Raw genomic sequence first — 15,821 nt, 5'->3', positions numbered from 1 at the left:
TGCGCTCGTGTCGGCATGAGCAGTCACTCCCCTGCCCCGCGGGCCACGCCAGGTGAGACGCCGCCGCACCGGCGGCCGCAAGTATCCGGCTCAGGTGCCGTCGTCCCGTAGTGGAGCGAGCGAGGCAGAGGCGCATCGCTCCTAGCGGTCGGCGCCTCGACGGCGGCCGAGCACCAGGCCGCCCGCGAGCGCAGCGAGTCCCAGCACGATCACGAGCCCCACGACCCACGCGGTGGTCGTCCCACCCTCCGCTGCGGTCTCGTCGGCGTCGTCGAGCGCGGCGAGGTCGTCATCGGTGCTCTCGTCCTCGGCGTCCTCGTCCTCGGCACCCTCGTCGTGGGCGTGCTCGTCCTCGTCGGCATCGTCGTCGGACAGGTCCTCATCAGTGGCGGCATCCTCGGCACCCTCGTCGTCCGTGGCGGCGACCTCGCTGTCCGACTCCTCGTCATCCTCATCGTCAGCGGCCTCGTCATCGGCCACGTTGACGGCCTCGAAGCTGAACTCGCCCTCGACCGAATGGTCGTCGACGGAGACGACGCGCCACGCGACCTCGTACGTGCCGTCCTCCGCGAGGACGTCGACGAGGTCGAGACGCGCCTCGGCACCGTCGATCTCGGCATCGGGGTCGGTGACCTCCTCCCCCGCCGGATCGGTGACCTCGATGATGGCCGGCTCGTCGATGTCCTCGTTGAACACGAGCACGAGCACGTCGGGGCCGCCCTCGATCTCCTCCCCCTCATCCGGTTGCGACTCCAAGAGTGCAGCGTGGGCACCCGCCGGGCCCGCCCACCACGCCAGCAAAACGAGAGTCGCCAACAGGGCGAGCGGCACGGTCACGAGGGTTGCCGCAGTCACGACCCGGTGCATGGCGATGCCTTCCTAGCCCTCCTGCGAGCGGCTATCCGTTGCGAACGAGTCGTCAGTCTGACCGTGGTGGCCAGGGCGCGCACGTCCGATCGGACGTCTCGCCGGTGAGGGTCCCTCTCACCTCATCCCCGGCTGCGATCCTTGGGGTGATCCGGCTCTCGTCTCGACGAAGCGCTCAACGGTCGTGTCGACCGCAATGCCGGGGCCCTCGGTCGCCTGGTCGATCTCCGCATCGACGCGCGCCGGCGTGACGTTCACCAGCACCGCGGTGAGCGCGAGCGCCACCACGAGCAGGGCGGCCTCGAGGCGCACGATGACGCGCAGGCGGTCCCACCCTTCCGGCTCGGTCCCCGGCGAGGTGAGTTGCGGCACGAGGCGGCGGTTGTTGTACGTGCCGAGCGCGGCCACGAACGCGACCACGCCAACCTTGCCACCGAGCACGAGGCCGTAGGGGGTGGCCATCGCCTCCACGGCGCGGACCTCGACCCACGTCAGTGCCCCACCGGCGACAGCCACCGCCACGATCGCCCACGTCGCTGCGGTCGAGAACCCCGCGAGCAGGCGCGCGGCCCCGGCGAGATCGTCCGCGCGGCGACGCTCCCGCAGCGCGACAGGCAGCAGCACGAGGCCACCGAGCCAGACGGCCGCCGCGGCGGTGTGGACGAGGTTGGCCCCGAGGACGAGCAGTCGCGGCTCGCTGGTGGCGGTGTGGCCGGTGAGCAGGAACGCGCCGAGCGCGACGAGCACCGCAGGAGCACCGAGTGCGCCCGAGAGCGGCGCTGGGGCGCTCCGGGCGGCGAAGAGCAGCGCCACCGCGCCCACGACCCCCAGTGCCGCGCTCTGACCGAACCCGCTGCCGAGCACCCCGGCGATCGCGGACGGGTCGACGACGGCGCTGGGACGAGCTGCGAGGTAGGCGGCCTGCGAGGGGACGCCGAGCGCCGCGACGACCCCGCTGACCCCAGCAACGACCATGGTGATCCGGCGTGCTGCCGGCGCCACCGGGAGCGCCGGCGGCCGCACGATGGTGAGGAAGATCACGCCGCCGACGGCCAGCGTAGTGGTGAGGTACCGGGCGAACCGCACCAGGGCAGCGGCGAGCCCGATCCCTTCCCCGTCGCCGTGGACGAGCTGCAGCGCGCCCGCAGCAACTACCCCCACGGAGACCGCGATCGCCATCGCCACCCCGAGCCCCCGGCGCGCGGAGGGGCGCTGACCGAGCGGGGCCTCCATGTCCTCTCGCATGCGCCGAATAGTGCCATCGCCTTGCCCCTCCGAGGAGCGCGTCGGCGCTGCGCGCGCGGCTCCAGCTCAGGCGTGGGGCGAGGAATCACCGCGGTTACGTGATCTGGGTCACGCAGCCCCCTGGGCGACCTGGCGATGCTGTGAGCAAGGCCGGTGAGAGCCGGCCCGCCAAACCAAAGAACCAGGAGGCTGTGATGCAGACACTGCGAACGACGAACCTGTACAGCAACGAGCTCTCGTGCCCCTCGTGCATCGGCAAGATCGAGGGGCGGCTGCACGCACTGGCCGGCGTCGAGCAGGCCAGCGTGCACACCACGACCGGGCGGATCGAGGTCCGCCACGACCCCGAGGCGGTCTCGGTCGCCGATCTGGTGGCCGCGGTCGGCGAAGCCGGCTACACCGCAGCGCCGCGGGGGTTCTAGCCATGGCCGGATCGATGGAGTCCACGAGGATGCAGCGGCGGTGGGTCCAGGTCGCCGTCGCCGCGATCCTGATCGCGGCCGGCTTCGCGCTGCGAGCCTGGTCGGAGCCGGTGTACGCCGGCTTGCTGATCACCGCAGCGGCCGTCGCCGGCACCCCGATCGCGGTGCGCGCGGTCCGCGACCTGCGGATCCGTCGGGTGGGCATCGAGGCGCTGGTGACCATCGCCGCGATCGGCGCGGTGGTGATCGGCGAGGTGTGGGAGGCCGCGGCGGTCACGGGGCTGTTCGCCCTCGGCGGCGCGCTGGAGGCCATGACCATGGGCCGGACCCGGCGCGCCCTGGCACTGCTGCTGGAGCTGGTGCCCGAGACCGCGACCGTCCGCCGCGACGGCGCCGAGGTGGCCGTCGCCCCCGCCGAGGTGGGTGAGGGCGAGACCGTGATCGTGCGGCCCGGCCACCGCATCCCGGTCGACGGCCAGGTGCTGCTCGGCCGCGCCGCGGTCGACGAGCAGACCGTCACCGGCGAGTCCATGCCGGTGGAGAAGCAGCCGGGCAGCGAGGTGTACGCCGGCACGACCGCCGCCGGCGGCGTGCTGGAGGTCCGCGCCGATCGCGTGGGCGCCGACACCGCCCTGGGCCGCATCATTCACCGCGTCGAGGAGGCCCAGGAGCACAAGGTCCCCGCCCAGCGGTTCCTCGAGCGCTTCGCCCGCTGGTACACCCCGGGCGTGGTGGTCCTGGCCGTCGTCGCGGGACTGCTGACCGGCGACGTGCGGCTCGCGCTCACGCTGCTGGTCATCGCCTGCCCCGGTGCCCTGGTGATCTCCATCCCCATCTCGGTCGTCGCCGGCGTGGGTCGGGGCGCCCGTCGAGGCATCCTCGTCAAGGGCGGCGAGCACCTCGAGCAGGCCGCGAAGGTCACCGCGGTCGCGTTCGACAAGACCGGCACGCTCACCGAAGGCCGGCCCGAGGTCGCCGCCGTCGAACCGCTCGACGACGGGATCGAGGCCGACGAGCTCCTGCGGTGGGCCGCGACCGTCGAGCTGGGCTCCGAGCACCCCTTGGCCACCCCCATCATCGAGCGCGCCCGGGCCGCCGGTCTCGGGCTGCCCGAGCGCCCGGACGCGTTCGTCGCCCACGAGGGCGGCGGCGTGCAGGCCACCGTCGACGGCAGCGAGGTGCTGGTCGGGACGCCCATGCTGCTGTCGTCGGCGGGGATCGACGTGGGTCCCGAGGCCAGTGCCGCCCTGGAGCGGCACCGCTCCGCGGGGCGCACGACCGTGCTCCTCGCCCGCGGCGCCCGGGTCGTGGGGGTGATCGCGCTGGCCGACCGGGTTCGCGACGACGCCGCCCGCGCCGTGGCCGACCTGGCCCGGGCCGGTGTGCGCCGTCGGGTGATGCTCACCGGCGACGCCGCCGCCGTGGGCCACGCCGTTGCCGAGCAGGTCGGCATCGACGAGGTCCACGCTGAGCTCTCGCCCGAGGACAAGCTCGCGGTGATCCGGGCGCTGCAAGCCGAGGGCGAGCGGGTGGCGATGTTCGGCGACGGCGTCAACGACGCGCCGGCACTGGCCACCGCCGATGTCGGCATCGCCGTGGGCGCCACCGCCACGCCCGTGGCCATGGAGACCGCCGACGTCGCGCTGACCACCGGGCGCCTGGTCCGCGCGAGCGAAGCGATCCACCTCGCCCGCCGGACCGTGCGCATCATGCGCCAGAACGTCACGATCGCGCTGGCCACCGTCGCGGTCCTGCTGACGGGCGTGCTCGCCGGCGAGGTGCACATGGCCGGTGGCATGCTGGTCCACCAGGCCTCGGTGCTCGCCGTCATCCTCAACGCACTGCGGCTGCTGCGCTCGAGTCGCAACAGCCACGAGCGCAACAGCCACGAGAACGAGGAGCCCGAAAGCGCGACAGCTGGTGCCCGGCGCCGCGTCACCGACGACGAGGAGGCGATGCTGACCTCGTGAGCAGCCCACGACGGACCCCCTTGCAAATCGCCGATGCGGACCCGCGCACGTGCACCCACGACGTGCGGGTCCGCGCACTCGCGCGCGCTCCGCTGTTCGCCGACCTCGACGAGCGCTCGATCGCCGACGTTGACCACCGCTGCGGCATGCGCAGCGTTCAAGCCGGCGAGGCCATCTACCGCGCCGGACAGCCCGCCGAGCGTCTCTACGTGCTCGCGCAGGGCGCGGCCAAGATCACCCGACCCACATCCGAGGGCGAGGAACTCCTCTCCGACGTCCTCGCGCCCGGGGACTACCTCGGTGTCCTGCCCGCCCTCGGCGAGGACCGCTACCCCGACAGCGCCTGGGCGCTGGTGCCCGCCTGTCTGCTCAGCCTCACCGGTCCCGACCTCGACGTCGTGCTGCGCAACCACCCCAGCGTGGCACGCGCGGGACTGGCCGTGGTCGGGGGTCGGCTGCGCGACAGCCAGGCGACCGCGCATCGGCTCGCCGCCGCCACCGCGGAGCAGCGCCTCGCCGCCGCCTTGCTCCTGCTTGCCGACCGGCTCGGCGTCCGCCGCGATGGCGGCACGCTCATCAACGCGCCCATCGCCCGCGACGACCTCGCCGATCTCGCGGGCTGCGCCCCCGAGACCGCGAGCCGGACCCTCGCCCGCCTCCAACGCGACGAGGTCCTCGAAACCGGACGGCGCTGGATCAAGATCGCCGATCGCGAGGCCCTCGAGGCCCTCGCCCCCGCGTCGTAGGCCGCCCGCCGGCGATCGGGCTAGGCACAGCCCTCGGGGGCGGTAATCGCGTCACCCTCGCCACCGTGGATCATCTGGACCTCGCCGTCCCCGCCGATCTCGAAGCGCAGCCCGTGCTCGCCGTCGTCGGTGCGGTAGTCGAGGTACACCCCGTCGGGCTGATAGACGTGCTCGCGCTCGGTGAGGTTCTCGGCGCCGTAGGCGTCCCCCACGTCCGCCCGCGAGTCGCCGGGGCGCACGCCGGCCGACGTCGCCACGCTCGATCCGTCGATCGACGAGGTGGTCGCACGCCACACCACGCCGTCCCGGGGGTCTTGCGGCGGCGCGTCCCCGGAAGCCCCGACCATCAGGCTGAACCCTGAGACGCCCTCCGGCTGCGCGTAGTAGCAGTGCCCACCGAACGTCTCGAACTCGAGCACCTCCAGCGACGTGCCGGTGGTCGCCTCGACCTCGTGCAGGGTCATCCCGGCCTGCGCCAGGCCGACGCCGCGCGGGTGAAGGACGGACGTGTCGGTCAGCGAGGCGTCCGCAGGGTCCTCACCCGAGCAGCCGGCCCCCTCGACCGCGGTGTCCACGGCGGCCTCGATCCGTTCGCTGATCGCGGCCGTGCCCCCGTAGACGGAGGTCTCGGCAACATCGCCGGCGCAGAGGTAGTCGGCCACCGGACCGGCGAGGCGGTTCGTGGGGGTCAGCAGCATCGGCCCACCACCCTCGCCGGGGTGGGCGGTCAGTGCGCCGATGTGCGCCCCACCGGTCAAGGCGTCGGGGAAGGCTCCGGACCGAGCGAGGCCCGCGGCCGGTGGATCGTCGAAGAAGCGCTCGGCGACCTCCACCGCGGTGTGCTCGCGAGTCGCGCCGACGATCGCGTCGGCCTCGGGGTGGGCCTGCGCGGCCGGCCCTCCGATCGCGACCCGCTCGGTGTCCGGGTTCGCGTCGAGCACGTCGTCGGTCGGGCCGGCAGAGTCCTCGTCGTCGGTGAGCAACACCGCGCCGTCGGCCGCTGCGGCCGCGGGGCCGGCGGCGAGCGCGTCGGGGAACGCTCTGCCGGTGGTCATCAGGTAGCGCTCGACCTCGCCGATCTCCTCGGCGATGGCGACCGCGGTCTCGAACCGCGTCGCACCCTCGAGGCGCTCCACCTGGTAATCCAGGGCACGGACCTGTTGCTCGACCTCCGTCGACAACGCGGCCTCGCCGCCCAGGAGGTACACGGTCTTGGAGGCCTCGTCCCCGAGCGCCCGCTCGATCTCGGCGGCCACCGGTTCGGCGAGCCCCTGGGGGGAGGTGATGAGCATCGGTGCCGCGCGGTCAACCGCGAGCGGCGTGCCCGCGAGCGCGTCGGCGAACACGTCGGCCCGCGCGAGCACGACCGCGCCGGCGGAGCCGTCCGCAGGGTACGAGTCCCGGGCGACCTCGATCGCCGTCTCAAGGCGGTCGCCCCCCGCCAGTCGTTCAGCCGCCGCAGGAGCCACCAGCCCGACCGCGATGGCCAGCGCCACGACGCTCGCAATGGCCCATCGGACCAGCATCGAGCCCGCGATCCTGCCCGTTCCCGCGGCCACCTCGCCCGCCGTTGCCGGAGGCATCGGCCCCCCTTCCGCTCGACGGCGGCCGAGTCCCGCAGGCGTGCGTGCCGCGCTGCCCGACCGTTGGCGTGTGCGAACAGCATAGAGGGCGGGGGACATCGACCGCGTCCCCACACGCCGCGCCGAATTAAGTAAAGGGTCTTTGACCTCTCGTAAACCGTGTTTTACATTACCCACGATGACTAGATCCTCGCCCGAAGCGCAGCAGAATGACGTGCGGCGCACCCGGCGCGCCCTCGAGCTCACCCAAGCAGTGCTCGCCGAGCAGGTCGGGGTGAGTCGCCAGACGATCATCGCGATCGAGAACGGGGGCTACGCGCCGTCGGTGTACCTCGCGCTCGCGCTGGCCGACGCGCTCGGCACGAGCGTCGAGGCGCTGTTCCGACCCGCCCGGCCCGCCACGCCCGAGCCGCCGCACGCAGGGAGCTTCCAGCCATGACCGATCACTCGCCCGATCCCGCCAACCCCACGGACCGGTTCGAGCGGTTCGCCGCCACCGTGGGCGACCTCGACAGCGACTTCTACGCCGAGGAGCGCCAACGCGACGTGTGGAACGAGGCCAGCGCGGTCGGGTTCCAGGTGCTGCTGTGGGGCGTCCCTCTCGTGGCCACGGTGCTGCTGTGGACCGTCCGCGCCTCGGCACTCGTGCCGGTGGCCGCCCTGCTGGTGCCGTGGGCGGTGGCCGTCGTGACGACGCTCACCTACGCCCGGCGGCGCGGCGTCGATCCTCGGCACGTCGAGTCGACCAGTGCCCAGCCCCTGCGGTTGAGCCTCTTCGCGCTCGTGGTCGCCGCCGCCGCGAGCGGGGTGACGGTCGCTGCGGCCCAGTTCGACGCACCCTCGACGATCGAGAGCTTTCTGCGAGGCGCCGCGCAGGGCGGCGCGTTCGGCCTCGGGGTCATCGCACTCGGCGCTCTCGTGATCGCCTTCCGCGAGCGGCGGCGCCGGACACGTGCAGCAGCGAGCCCGGAGCCCCCGGACGAGGACGCCCGAGACTGAGGGTCGGAGCTTACACAGCGTGATTCACGGTCGACGGGACGAGTGCAGCGAAAAGGGCAAACCCGTCGCGAGGCGGGGACGCAAAGCCACGGGACCCACGCGGTCAGCCGGGTTGCCGAAGGCAAGGACTGCAGATGAAGGCTCCCCGAGCCGCGACCGCCGAATCCTTCAGCCGCCTGCTCAAGGGCGTGCTCGGCCTTGGTCAACACCGACCCGGCGACCTCGTGGGCGTCGTCCGCACCCTGTTCTTCCGTTTCGCGGTGCTCAACATGGCCTTCGTCGTCACCATGCTGCTCGGCAGCGAGGCTCCCACCGCGCTCCGCCTGGCCGGGCTCGCGAGCATGCTCGTCGTCCTCGGCTGGTGGGTTCGAGGCCGACGGCGCGGCCGGATGCCGGTGTCGGGGCTCGCGATCGAAGCGCCGGCGCTCGCGGTGGTCGCCATCGGCACCGGCGACCCGGCGATGACCCTCGGCCTCATGTACGTCGCGCTGAACTTCCGGGCCATGTACGGGAGCACGCGCGCGGCAGCCGCGCTCGGGGTCAGCTATCTGCTCTCCCATCTCGTCGCGGTCGCCGTCGCCGAGGCCGCCGGCACGGCCGGGCCCGCCACGACGCTGCTCTCCCCGGTCGTGCTCACACAGGTCCCCGGCTTCGCCCTCACCGTCGTGGTGATGCGCGTCCTCGTCGCGATCGCCGACCGCCGCGACCGTGAGCAGCGCGCGCAGGAGATACTCACCGAGACCGGGGTCACCTTCACGGGAGCCCAACGTGCCGGCGACGTGCTCGAGGCGGCGCAGCGGGGAGCGGCGGCGCTCGCGAGCCGGGATCGCCCGCGTGGCGCCGCGGTCGCCCTGCACGAGGACCGGGGCCTGACCGTGCGCGCCGCGTCCGACCCCGCATTGGTCGGCCTCGTGCTGGACCCGACGGCCGGAGGGGCAAACACCGATCTGGGAGCCGCCAACGGTCCACGCCGAGTGGAAGCTGACGCGGTGAGGGTGCTCGGGCTGCCCTGGGATGCAGCCCTGGTAGCTCCCCTCTCCAACGGCTCGTCGGGCGGGATGCTGCTGGCCGAGACCGGGGATCAGGGACTGGAGGTCCCCCTCGCCTCCCTGGCGGCGCAGACCACGCTCGCCCTCGATCGGGTGCGGGCCACCGCGGGAGTGGCGGCGAGCGAGGCACTCTTCAGCTCGCTGGCGGCGCGTGCGAGCGACGTGTCCCGGGTGATCGCCGCGGACGCGACGATCCTCTACGAGAGTGAGGCCGTGCGCCACGTGCTCGGACACGAGCCCCAAGAGCTCGTGGGACGCTCGGGGTTCGAGCTCATCCACCCCGACGACCGGCCAAGGGCCGAACAGCTACTGCCCACGCTGTTCGAGAACCCCGACCGGCCGGTAACCACCCAGCTGCGGATGCGCCACGCGGACGGGTCCTGGCGACACGTCGAGGGCGCCCTGCGCAACCTGCTCGACGATCCGGCCGTGGGTGGGATCGTCATCAACTACCGGGACGTCACCGAGCGTCATCGGCTCGAGGAGCAGCTGCGTGAGCAGGCACTGCACGACGGGCTCACGGGGTTGCCCAACCGCAACCTGTTCACTGACCGGGTCGGCCATGCCCTGGCGCGGCAAGGCCGTGAAGGGGACCACGTCGGCTTGCTCTTCCTCGACGTGGACGACTTCAAGACGCTGAACGACGGGCTCGGCCACGCCGCCGGCGACGAGGTCCTGCGCACCGTGTCCCAACGGCTGCAGGCCACCGCCCGCGCCTCCGACACGTGCGCCCGACTCGGTGGGGACGAGTTCGCCGTCGTCGTCGACCCAGTCGCGGACGAGGTCGAGCTGCACCAGATCGGCCAGCGGACCCTCGACGCACTCAGCGAACCGGTGCGGCTGAACGGCACCGACGCGCCCGTCGGGGTGAGCGTCGGGGTGGTGCTCAGCCGCGGCCACGAGTCCGTCGACGAGTTCCTCGCCCACGCCGACCTCGCGATGTACCGCGCGAAGGACGCGGGCAAGGGCCGGGTGGAACCGTTCCACCTCGACTTCTCGACCACCGCGCAGCAGCGGCTGCAGCTGCGCACCGAGCTCGAGAGCGGGTCCCCCACCGGCGAGTTCCTCCCCTACTACCAGCCGATCGTGGAACTCCAGACCGGCCGGACGGTCGGCGCCGAGGTGCTCGTGCGTTGGGAACACCCGCACCAAGGAGTGCTCGAGGCCGAGCACTTCCTCCCGTTGGCCGAGAGCGCCCGCCTCATGACCTCGATCGGCCGCGAGGTGCTGTCCCGGGCGTGCGCGGAAAGCGCGGCTTGGCTCACGCCGGAGGGGTCACCCTCGACGTTGAGCCTGAACATCTCGGCCTCCGAGCTGCGTGCCCAGTACCTCGACGGGCTGCTCCAGACCCTGCTCCGAGACACCGGCCGTTGCCCGTCGGAGCTGCAGATCGAGCTCAACTCCTCGACGCGCCCCGACGACCTCACGGCTGCCCGACCCACGCTCCAGCGGCTCGCCTCGCTGGGGATGAAGCTGGTTGTGGACGACTTTCCCGCCGGCCCCAACGCCCTGCATGCGTTGCGGTACCTGCCGGTGTCGGGCGTGAAGCTCAGCCGTCAGGTCATCGACGACCTCGACGGGGAGCCGAGCGCCTCGCCGCTAGCGGCCGGTCTCCTGCGCCTCGCCGAGACGATGGGGTTGGAGGTCGTTGCCACCGGCGTCGAGCGCCCCACCCAGGCCGAGCGGCTGCGGCAGTTGGGGTGCCACCGAGCCCAGGGCTTCCACTTCGGCGAGCCGCAGCCGGCCGCCGCCCTGGCGGATCGGCTCACCACGCGCCCAACCGTCCCGTCAAGGCCGGCAGCGGGGCTGCTCCTGTCCCGGGTATCGTGAGGTTCACGTCCCTCGGCCGGGTCCGCGTGCGCGGTCGGGCCAACAGAACCGCGTCGTGACTTCCCGACGGTCGACGCGCCACGGACGAAGAGCCCGGCGAGCACAGGATCGAACAGGCGTGCTTGACTGGCGTCATGAACGACATCGTTCTGCTGCACGGGACGACGGCGGGGCAAGCGAGCTACGCGCCGTTCGCCGCCGCGCTCTCCAACCGAGGATGGACGGTCCACGGCGTCGACCTGCCGGTCGACCGTCCGGAGTGGCGCGCGGACGAGCACGCAGCGTTTCTGGCCGAGCACTTGGACGAGGTGGACCGGCCGGTCGTGCTGGGTCATTCGGGAGCTGGGCTGATCCTCGAGGCCGTCGGGCACGCACTCGACGCGGCCCACCTCGTGTGGCTGGCCGCCTACATTCCGGCCGATGGCATGAGCCTCGTCGACGAGGACCTCACCGCCGTCTTCAACGCCGACTGGCTTGGTGTCGATCCGACCTCCGATCCCGAAGCGGCTGCCTTCTTCCTCTACCACGACTGTGACGACGAGACCTTTCAGTGGGCGTTGCCCAGGCAACGCCTCTGGCATCCCGGGGCTGCCGCCGAAGTGGCCATGCATCGTGGCGAGGACGTTCGTGCTTCGACCGTGCTCGTCGCCAGCCAGGACCGCACGATCCGTCCCGACTGGCTGCGCCGCGCCGCTCGGGACCGCCTCGGTGTCGAACCGATCGAGGTCGACACTGGCCACTGCCCGCACGTGTCGTGCCCCGATGGACTCGCCGAGATCGTGAACTCAGCCATCGCCGGCCAGTAGCGTACGAACCGCGTGTTGGCGTGCGCCAGCAGCTCGTCGGCGGTCCGCGGCTGGTCGAGATGGCCAGCATCTCACCCGATGCGCGAAAGGAAGCCGACCGTGGCCGGCGTGTTCGTTGTCACCGACGACGGCGCCGGGTCACACGCGGATCGTGTCGAGCCCGGTAACCGTCACGTCGAAGTCGTCGTCCCGGGTGACCACCGGAACCTCCCAGGCGAGGGCCGTCGCGGCGATCCACGCGTCATTGACCGGCATCCGCTGGCCCGCGTCGCGCAGCTCCACCCGCAGCCTCGCCCACACGTCGGCCACCGCCCGATCAACAGTCAGCGGGTCGAGCCGTGATGCCTGTGCCAGCGTGGCCAGCCGCCGGTCGCGGGTTGCCACGTCGTGCGCCGCCAGTACCCCAGCACGCAACTCACCGATCGTGATCACCGATACGGCCAACTCCTCGGGAAGCCGCTCGACCTCCAGCGACCGGCCATGCTCGCGGGCGACGAACAGGCTGGTGTGTGCGAGCCCGCGGGTCACCACTCCAACTCGTCGGTCGTGTCCGGCGCCAGGTCGGTCAGATCCTCGGCCAGCGCAGGGTCAGCCTGACGCCCGAGCCACGCTACGAACTCCGAGCGGGACACCCACCGCGGCCGGTCGCCGAGAGGTCGCAGCTCGGCGACCGGCCGGCCGGCCACGGTGATCCGCACCTCCTCGCCCGCCTCGACTCGGGCGAGGAGCTCACGCGTCTGATTGCGCAGCTCGCGCGAGGCAACATCCACCATGCGACGATCGTAGCACAACGGCGACGGTGGGGGAACCAGCATCACTGCCCGACCCCGCGGTGATAACCACTCGGAAGCGTACCTACCGTCGCGGCGATGGCATCGCCGTCATCCCAGCGGCTCTGCTCGGGCCATGACCCGCCTCGCTCACCGCCGACCACGATCCGAGGTAGCGTCGCTGGGCGAGGATGCGATGGACACGGTGTCGCCGCACGTCACGCGGCCCGGCCGTACCACGGACCCCCACATCCCGAGGGTGACCTCCCCGTCATCGCGCCAGTCCCGCAACCGAGCGAGCGTGTCGAAGTCCGACACGCCGCGGGCAGGATCGACGGTGGTGACCGAGCAGCGCGGGATCGGCGCGTCGATCTCGATCACGGCCTCCCCGACGGCGATGTGCTCGCCCTGCCACGTCTCCTCCTCGCGGCCATCGACGCCGTCGATCTCGACGAGGATGCGGAACCGGTCGGCCCAGTGGACCTCGGGACCATCGCTGGCGACTCGGAAGGCCGCGAGCGTCGCACGAGAGACCAGCGACACCGGGGCAGCGTCGACCGCGGCGACCTCGTAGGCGGGCCGCACCAGCCGCACTGCCCGGCCGGCGACCTCGCTCAACGCATCGGCGAAGGAGCCGGCGACGATCCGGCCGGGCACGGGACGGCCGTAGAAGCTGGTCGTCACCTGCTCGGCGAGCGCCAGCGGACCGGTCACGACGTCGCCCTCGGGCAGCTCGAGGGTCAGCTCGTCTCCGTCGAGGCGGCTGTGCACCGTCGCGAGCGGGGGCGCCTGCTTGCCGTTGACCAACCGACCACGCTCGTCGATGAGATGGACGACACGGTCGCCGCGAGCCCCGCCGGCGGTCAGCTCGACGGCGTCGGGATGGGTGAGCGCGGTGCCCTTCACCGCGGCAGTGGAGAGCCGCGCGACGGCCGCCATCGTGTCTCCATTCGCTCGCACCCGATCCTCCTCTGCGAATCGTAGTGCTCAGCACGCGCGCGACCCTCCCGTCTGGGACGGGAACGGGGCTGCTCCCGTCCCGGGTATCGTGAGCTACGCGTCCCCTTCGGCCGGGCCCGCGTGCGCCGGTGGGCGGGCATGAGGGTTCTCCAAAGGAGGTCAGGCGTGGCCACCCATCCCGAGGCGACGGACCGCCGGGTGCGGTTCGACTTCGAGATCGACTTCACCAACGGCGGGGGCATCCAGGGCCAGGACTTCCGCCTCGACATCGACAGCGATGACATCAGCGACCGGGAGCTCGCCGAGCACATCGTCCGCGACCTGCGCCTGTTGATGGTCGGTGAGGTGCGCATCCTCAACAAGGAGATCCTGCGGGAGCGCCACAAGCGCAGCGCTCGTGCCGACCCTCGTGGCGAGGGCGCCGACGGACGGGCGCGCATCGACCTCAGCCATCCCATCGCGGACGGTACCGAGACCTACCCGGGGCTACCGACCCCGACCATCGGCGAGGTGCTGACCCGCGAACAGAGTCGCGATCGGTACGCACCGGGGACCGAGTTCCAGATCGGCTCGATCACGCTGTGCGGCAATACCGGCACCTACGTCGACAGCCCGTTCCACCGGTATGCCGACGGCACGGACTTGGCCGCGCTCCCGCTCGACGGTCTCGCCGACCTCGACGCGGTGCGCATCGATGTGACCGGCAGCACCGGCCGCGCCATCACCCGGGCGCACCTCCTGCCGTACGACGTCACCGACCGAGCGGTGCTGCTCCACACTGGCTGGGCCCGTCACTGGGGGACCGGCCACTACGCCGATGGAACCCATCCCTTCCTGACCGGAGGGGCAGCCGACCACCTCGTCGACCAGCGCGCTCGGCTCGTCGGAATCGACGCGCTCAACATCGACGACACCTCGGACGGCCAGCGCCCTGTGCACACCGCGCTGCTCGGCGCCGGCATCCCCGTCTGCGAGCACCTCACCAACCTCGAGCGGTTGCCCGTTGAGGGGTTCCGGTTCAGCGCCGTTCCGGCACCGATCCGCGGCATGGGGACCTTCCCCGTTCGCGCGTACGCCGTCCTTGGCTGAGCCTCGGCGCCCGGAGCGTCACGCCGAGGCTGTGGGGCGACGGCGACGTGCGGCCGACGGCGACCAGAGCGCGGTCAGGTGGCCCACGGGTCGTAGTCTCCGAACGTCCACACATTGCCCTCGATATCGCGGCAGGTGTACCGGCGACCGCCGTAGTCCTGGTCCTCGGGTGGCTGGACGATCTCGGCGCCGGCCTGCTGGGCACGCTCGGCGTGCGCATTGACGTCGTCGACCCGCACGTAGAAGCCGCCGGTGGGCGCCCCGGTCAGCCGCACCGTGCTGACGAAGTCGCCGTAGTCGCCGCCGTCGTCGTGGCTGCCGCACATCAGCATCCCGTCGCCGAAGGTCAGTTGCGCGTGGTCGATGCGGCCGCCTGCTCCTTCGACGACGAACTGGCGCTCGAAGCCGAAGGCCTCGACCAACCAATCGATCGCCTTCGGTGCGTCGTGGTAGCGCAGCGTCGGGATCACTGCCGAGGTCATGCTGCCTCCTCTCTGTCCGGCCGGGAACGTCGGGCGTTCCGGCTCGCTGCCGACGCTACGAACCGCCCTGCTTGGGGTCTTGGACGAATGCGACCTCCTCCGGGGAGGGATCGATCGTCACGCTCCCGCGGATCTCAGCCGGCGTGCGCCCGCCCATCGCGCGCACCTCGTTGGCGAGGTGCGCTTGGTCGTAGTAGCCGGCGAGGAGAGCCACCTCCGCCGGGCTGGGCCCGTCGGCCTGCTCGAGCAGCGCGAGGGCTCGACGGAACCGGACCAGCCGGGCGAAACGCTTGGGTGGCAGGCCCACGTGTTGGCGGAACCGCCGGGTGAGGTGGCGTCCGCTCCAGCCCAGCTCGGCCGCGAGCTCGCCGACAGGCACCGTCCCACCGTCCCGAGGTCGAGCCCGACGTCGTGCCGCGCGAGCACCCCGGCGACGGAGTGGTGGAGCTCGCCTGGCCCCAGGAGGTGACCCCGCGACTGCGGGCCGACGGCCTCGTCGCGCAGGGAGCTACCCGACCGCCTCTTCCCCGCCGAGGAGGGATGACCCGCGGGTTTGACGACGACATCCTCGGTGACCATCTCAACCGGCAAGGTCACGACCGCATCTGGTCAGTCACGGTCCTCACGAGCCGCCACGACTGGGCGTTGCCTCCTCCGCGACGACACGGCGAGCGACTCGCCAGCCGTATGCGCCCACCCCCAGGGCGCTCGCCATGAACGCGGCATAGAGCCACGCCTCGGCACCGTTCCAGGCGAGGGCGTCGGCGTACCGGCCGATCGCGACGAACTGGAGCGCTGCGAAGATCCAGTAGGTGTGCAGCAAGATCTCGACACGGCGCCAGTCGTTCTCGAGCGCCGCGTGCGCGGCGGCGGTACCGATGCCGGTCAACCAGGCGCCTACGGCCCGCCCGGTCAACGCCGTGAGATCCCACGGCCACCACGCATCCGAGGCCTCGGGGGCGACGAACAGCACGGCCCCGAGCCCAGCCTTCGCGCACCATCG

The 15,821-nt window shown here is 72.1% G+C and carries 17 protein-coding genes and 1 riboswitch; of the genes, 8 read left to right on the top strand and 9 right to left on the bottom strand.

All coding sequences use genetic code 11. The annotated features are described in order from the left end of the window. Nucleotides 1-141 precede the first annotated feature (141 nt). Both ER308_RS16765 and ER308_RS16760 read right to left on the bottom strand, forming a co-directional pair. Nucleotides 142-855, bottom strand: coding sequence for a copper resistance CopC family protein (locus ER308_RS16765; protein ID WP_165492189.1), 714 nt, complete (start codon nucleotides 853-855; stop codon nucleotides 142-144). 129 nt (nucleotides 856-984) lie between these two features. Continuing rightward, complete coding sequence (locus tag ER308_RS16760) at nucleotides 985-2,112, bottom strand: CopD family protein (RefSeq protein ID WP_131156054.1); 1,128 nt, start codon at nucleotides 2,110-2,112, stop codon at nucleotides 985-987. Nucleotides 2,113-2,306: 194 nt separating this feature from the next. On the opposite strand from ER308_RS16760, the gene ER308_RS16755 reads away from it, so the two are divergent. Genes ER308_RS16755 through ER308_RS16745 form a run of 3 tightly spaced genes read left to right on the top strand, consistent with a single transcriptional unit; the run spans nucleotide 2,307 to nucleotide 5,250 of the window. Further along, on the top strand, nucleotides 2,307-2,534 hold the full coding sequence (locus tag ER308_RS16755) for a heavy-metal-associated domain-containing protein (RefSeq protein WP_131156053.1): 228 nt from the start codon (nucleotides 2,307-2,309) through the stop codon (nucleotides 2,532-2,534). Between the two features lie 2 nt (nucleotides 2,535-2,536). Then, entirely contained in the window at nucleotides 2,537-4,504 is a 1,968-nt protein-coding gene (locus ER308_RS16750; RefSeq protein ID WP_205745684.1) for a heavy metal translocating P-type ATPase, read from the top strand. Beyond that, on the top strand, nucleotides 4,501-5,250 hold the full coding sequence (locus tag ER308_RS16745; RefSeq protein ID WP_131156052.1) for a Crp/Fnr family transcriptional regulator: 750 nt from the start codon (nucleotides 4,501-4,503) through the stop codon (nucleotides 5,248-5,250). Before ER308_RS16750 ends, ER308_RS16745 begins: the two co-directional genes overlap by 4 nt. 20 nt (nucleotides 5,251-5,270) lie before the next feature. Here the strand turns inward: ER308_RS16745 and ER308_RS16740 are convergent, their stop codons facing one another. Continuing rightward, nucleotides 5,271-6,833 (bottom strand): cell wall-binding repeat-containing protein, encoded by a 1,563-nt coding sequence (locus tag ER308_RS16740; RefSeq protein ID WP_165492188.1) that lies wholly within the window; start codon nucleotides 6,831-6,833, stop codon nucleotides 5,271-5,273. A 178-nt stretch (nucleotides 6,834-7,011) separates the two neighbouring features. Here ER308_RS16740 and ER308_RS16735 point away from each other — a divergent pair, with 178 nt between their 5' ends. The 4 genes from ER308_RS16735 to ER308_RS16720 all read left to right on the top strand — a co-directional run bounded on the left by ER308_RS16735 (nucleotide 7,012) and on the right by ER308_RS16720 (nucleotide 11,517). Next, complete coding sequence (locus ER308_RS16735) at nucleotides 7,012-7,272, top strand: helix-turn-helix transcriptional regulator (protein WP_131156050.1); 261 nt, start codon at nucleotides 7,012-7,014, stop codon at nucleotides 7,270-7,272. Further along, nucleotides 7,269-7,832, top strand: a complete 564-nt coding sequence (locus tag ER308_RS16730; RefSeq protein WP_131156049.1) for a hypothetical protein — start codon at nucleotides 7,269-7,271, stop codon at nucleotides 7,830-7,832. The genes ER308_RS16735 and ER308_RS16730 overlap by 4 nt, the downstream gene beginning before the upstream one ends. A gap of 45 nt (nucleotides 7,833-7,877) precedes the next feature. Beyond that, a riboswitch (cyclic di-GMP riboswitch) is annotated at nucleotides 7,878-7,952 on the top strand. A 14-nt stretch (nucleotides 7,953-7,966) separates the two neighbouring features. Beyond that, on the top strand, nucleotides 7,967-10,711 hold the full coding sequence (locus ER308_RS16725; RefSeq protein ID WP_131156048.1) for a putative bifunctional diguanylate cyclase/phosphodiesterase: 2,745 nt from the start codon (nucleotides 7,967-7,969) through the stop codon (nucleotides 10,709-10,711). Between the two features lie 134 nt (nucleotides 10,712-10,845). Beyond that, on the top strand, nucleotides 10,846-11,517 hold the full coding sequence (locus ER308_RS16720) for an alpha/beta fold hydrolase (protein WP_131156047.1): 672 nt from the start codon (nucleotides 10,846-10,848) through the stop codon (nucleotides 11,515-11,517). A gap of 138 nt (nucleotides 11,518-11,655) precedes the next feature. Here ER308_RS16720 and ER308_RS16715 read toward each other — a convergent pair whose 3' ends face one another. From ER308_RS16715 to ER308_RS16705, 3 genes are all read right to left on the bottom strand, one after another. Continuing rightward, nucleotides 11,656-12,045 (bottom strand): type II toxin-antitoxin system VapC family toxin, encoded by a 390-nt coding sequence (locus ER308_RS16715; protein WP_205745683.1) that lies wholly within the window; start codon nucleotides 12,043-12,045, stop codon nucleotides 11,656-11,658. Then, nucleotides 12,042-12,290, bottom strand: a complete 249-nt coding sequence (locus tag ER308_RS16710) for a type II toxin-antitoxin system Phd/YefM family antitoxin (protein ID WP_131156045.1) — start codon at nucleotides 12,288-12,290, stop codon at nucleotides 12,042-12,044. Before ER308_RS16710 ends, ER308_RS16715 begins: the two co-directional genes overlap by 4 nt. 147 nt (nucleotides 12,291-12,437) lie before the next feature. Beyond that, a complete protein-coding gene (locus tag ER308_RS16705; protein ID WP_131156044.1) occupies nucleotides 12,438-13,247 on the bottom strand; it encodes an MOSC domain-containing protein in 810 nt (269 codons plus the stop codon). Nucleotides 13,248-13,412: 165 nt separating this feature from the next. Between ER308_RS16705 and ER308_RS16700 the strand changes: the two genes are divergently transcribed. Continuing rightward, complete coding sequence (locus ER308_RS16700) at nucleotides 13,413-14,336, top strand: cyclase family protein (RefSeq protein ID WP_205745682.1); 924 nt, start codon at nucleotides 13,413-13,415, stop codon at nucleotides 14,334-14,336. A 74-nt stretch (nucleotides 14,337-14,410) separates the two neighbouring features. Here ER308_RS16700 and ER308_RS16695 read toward each other — a convergent pair whose 3' ends face one another. The 3 genes from ER308_RS16695 to ER308_RS16685 form a co-directional block, all read right to left on the bottom strand. Then, nucleotides 14,411-14,818 carry a VOC family protein gene (locus ER308_RS16695; RefSeq protein ID WP_131156042.1) on the bottom strand — a complete coding sequence of 136 codons (408 nt, stop codon included), beginning with the start codon at nucleotides 14,816-14,818 and terminating at the stop codon, nucleotides 14,411-14,413. A gap of 55 nt (nucleotides 14,819-14,873) precedes the next feature. Beyond that, a complete protein-coding gene (locus tag ER308_RS16690) occupies nucleotides 14,874-15,197 on the bottom strand; it encodes a helix-turn-helix domain-containing protein (protein WP_131156041.1) in 324 nt (107 codons plus the stop codon). Between the two features lie 243 nt (nucleotides 15,198-15,440). Beyond that, nucleotides 15,441-15,791, bottom strand: a complete 351-nt coding sequence (locus tag ER308_RS16685; RefSeq protein WP_131156040.1) for a hypothetical protein — start codon at nucleotides 15,789-15,791, stop codon at nucleotides 15,441-15,443. Nucleotides 15,792-15,821 lie beyond the last annotated feature (30 nt).

This window comes from Egibacter rhizosphaerae (genome assembly GCF_004322855.1).
In the GTDB taxonomy this organism is placed as follows: domain Bacteria; phylum Actinomycetota; class Nitriliruptoria; order Euzebyales; family Egibacteraceae; genus Egibacter; species Egibacter rhizosphaerae.
The sequence above is the reverse complement of the archived record's forward strand: the minus strand, read 5'-3'. Positions and strand labels throughout refer to the sequence as shown.

Excerpts from the sequence above, each read along its gene's own strand:
- ER308_RS16710 (WP_131156045.1), bottom strand. The coding sequence starts at position 12,290 with ATGGTGGATGTTGCCTCGCGCGAGCTGCGCAATCAGACGCGTGAGCTC.
- ER308_RS16695 (WP_131156042.1), bottom strand. The coding sequence starts at position 14,818 with ATGACCTCGGCAGTGATCCCGACGCTGCGCTACCACGACGCACCGAAG.
- ER308_RS16735 (WP_131156050.1), top strand. The coding sequence starts at position 7,012 with ATGACTAGATCCTCGCCCGAAGCGCAGCAGAATGACGTGCGGCGCACC.
- ER308_RS16740 (WP_165492188.1), bottom strand. The coding sequence starts at position 6,833 with ATGCCTCCGGCAACGGCGGGCGAGGTGGCCGCGGGAACGGGCAGGATC.
- ER308_RS16730 (WP_131156049.1), top strand. The coding sequence starts at position 7,269 with ATGACCGATCACTCGCCCGATCCCGCCAACCCCACGGACCGGTTCGAG.
- ER308_RS16760 (WP_131156054.1), bottom strand. The coding sequence starts at position 2,112 with ATGCGAGAGGACATGGAGGCCCCGCTCGGTCAGCGCCCCTCCGCGCGC.
- ER308_RS16725 (WP_131156048.1), top strand. The coding sequence starts at position 7,967 with ATGAAGGCTCCCCGAGCCGCGACCGCCGAATCCTTCAGCCGCCTGCTC.
- ER308_RS16755 (WP_131156053.1), top strand. The coding sequence starts at position 2,307 with ATGCAGACACTGCGAACGACGAACCTGTACAGCAACGAGCTCTCGTGC.
- ER308_RS16720 (WP_131156047.1), top strand. The coding sequence starts at position 10,846 with ATGAACGACATCGTTCTGCTGCACGGGACGACGGCGGGGCAAGCGAGC.
- ER308_RS16750 (WP_205745684.1), top strand. The coding sequence starts at position 2,537 with ATGGCCGGATCGATGGAGTCCACGAGGATGCAGCGGCGGTGGGTCCAG.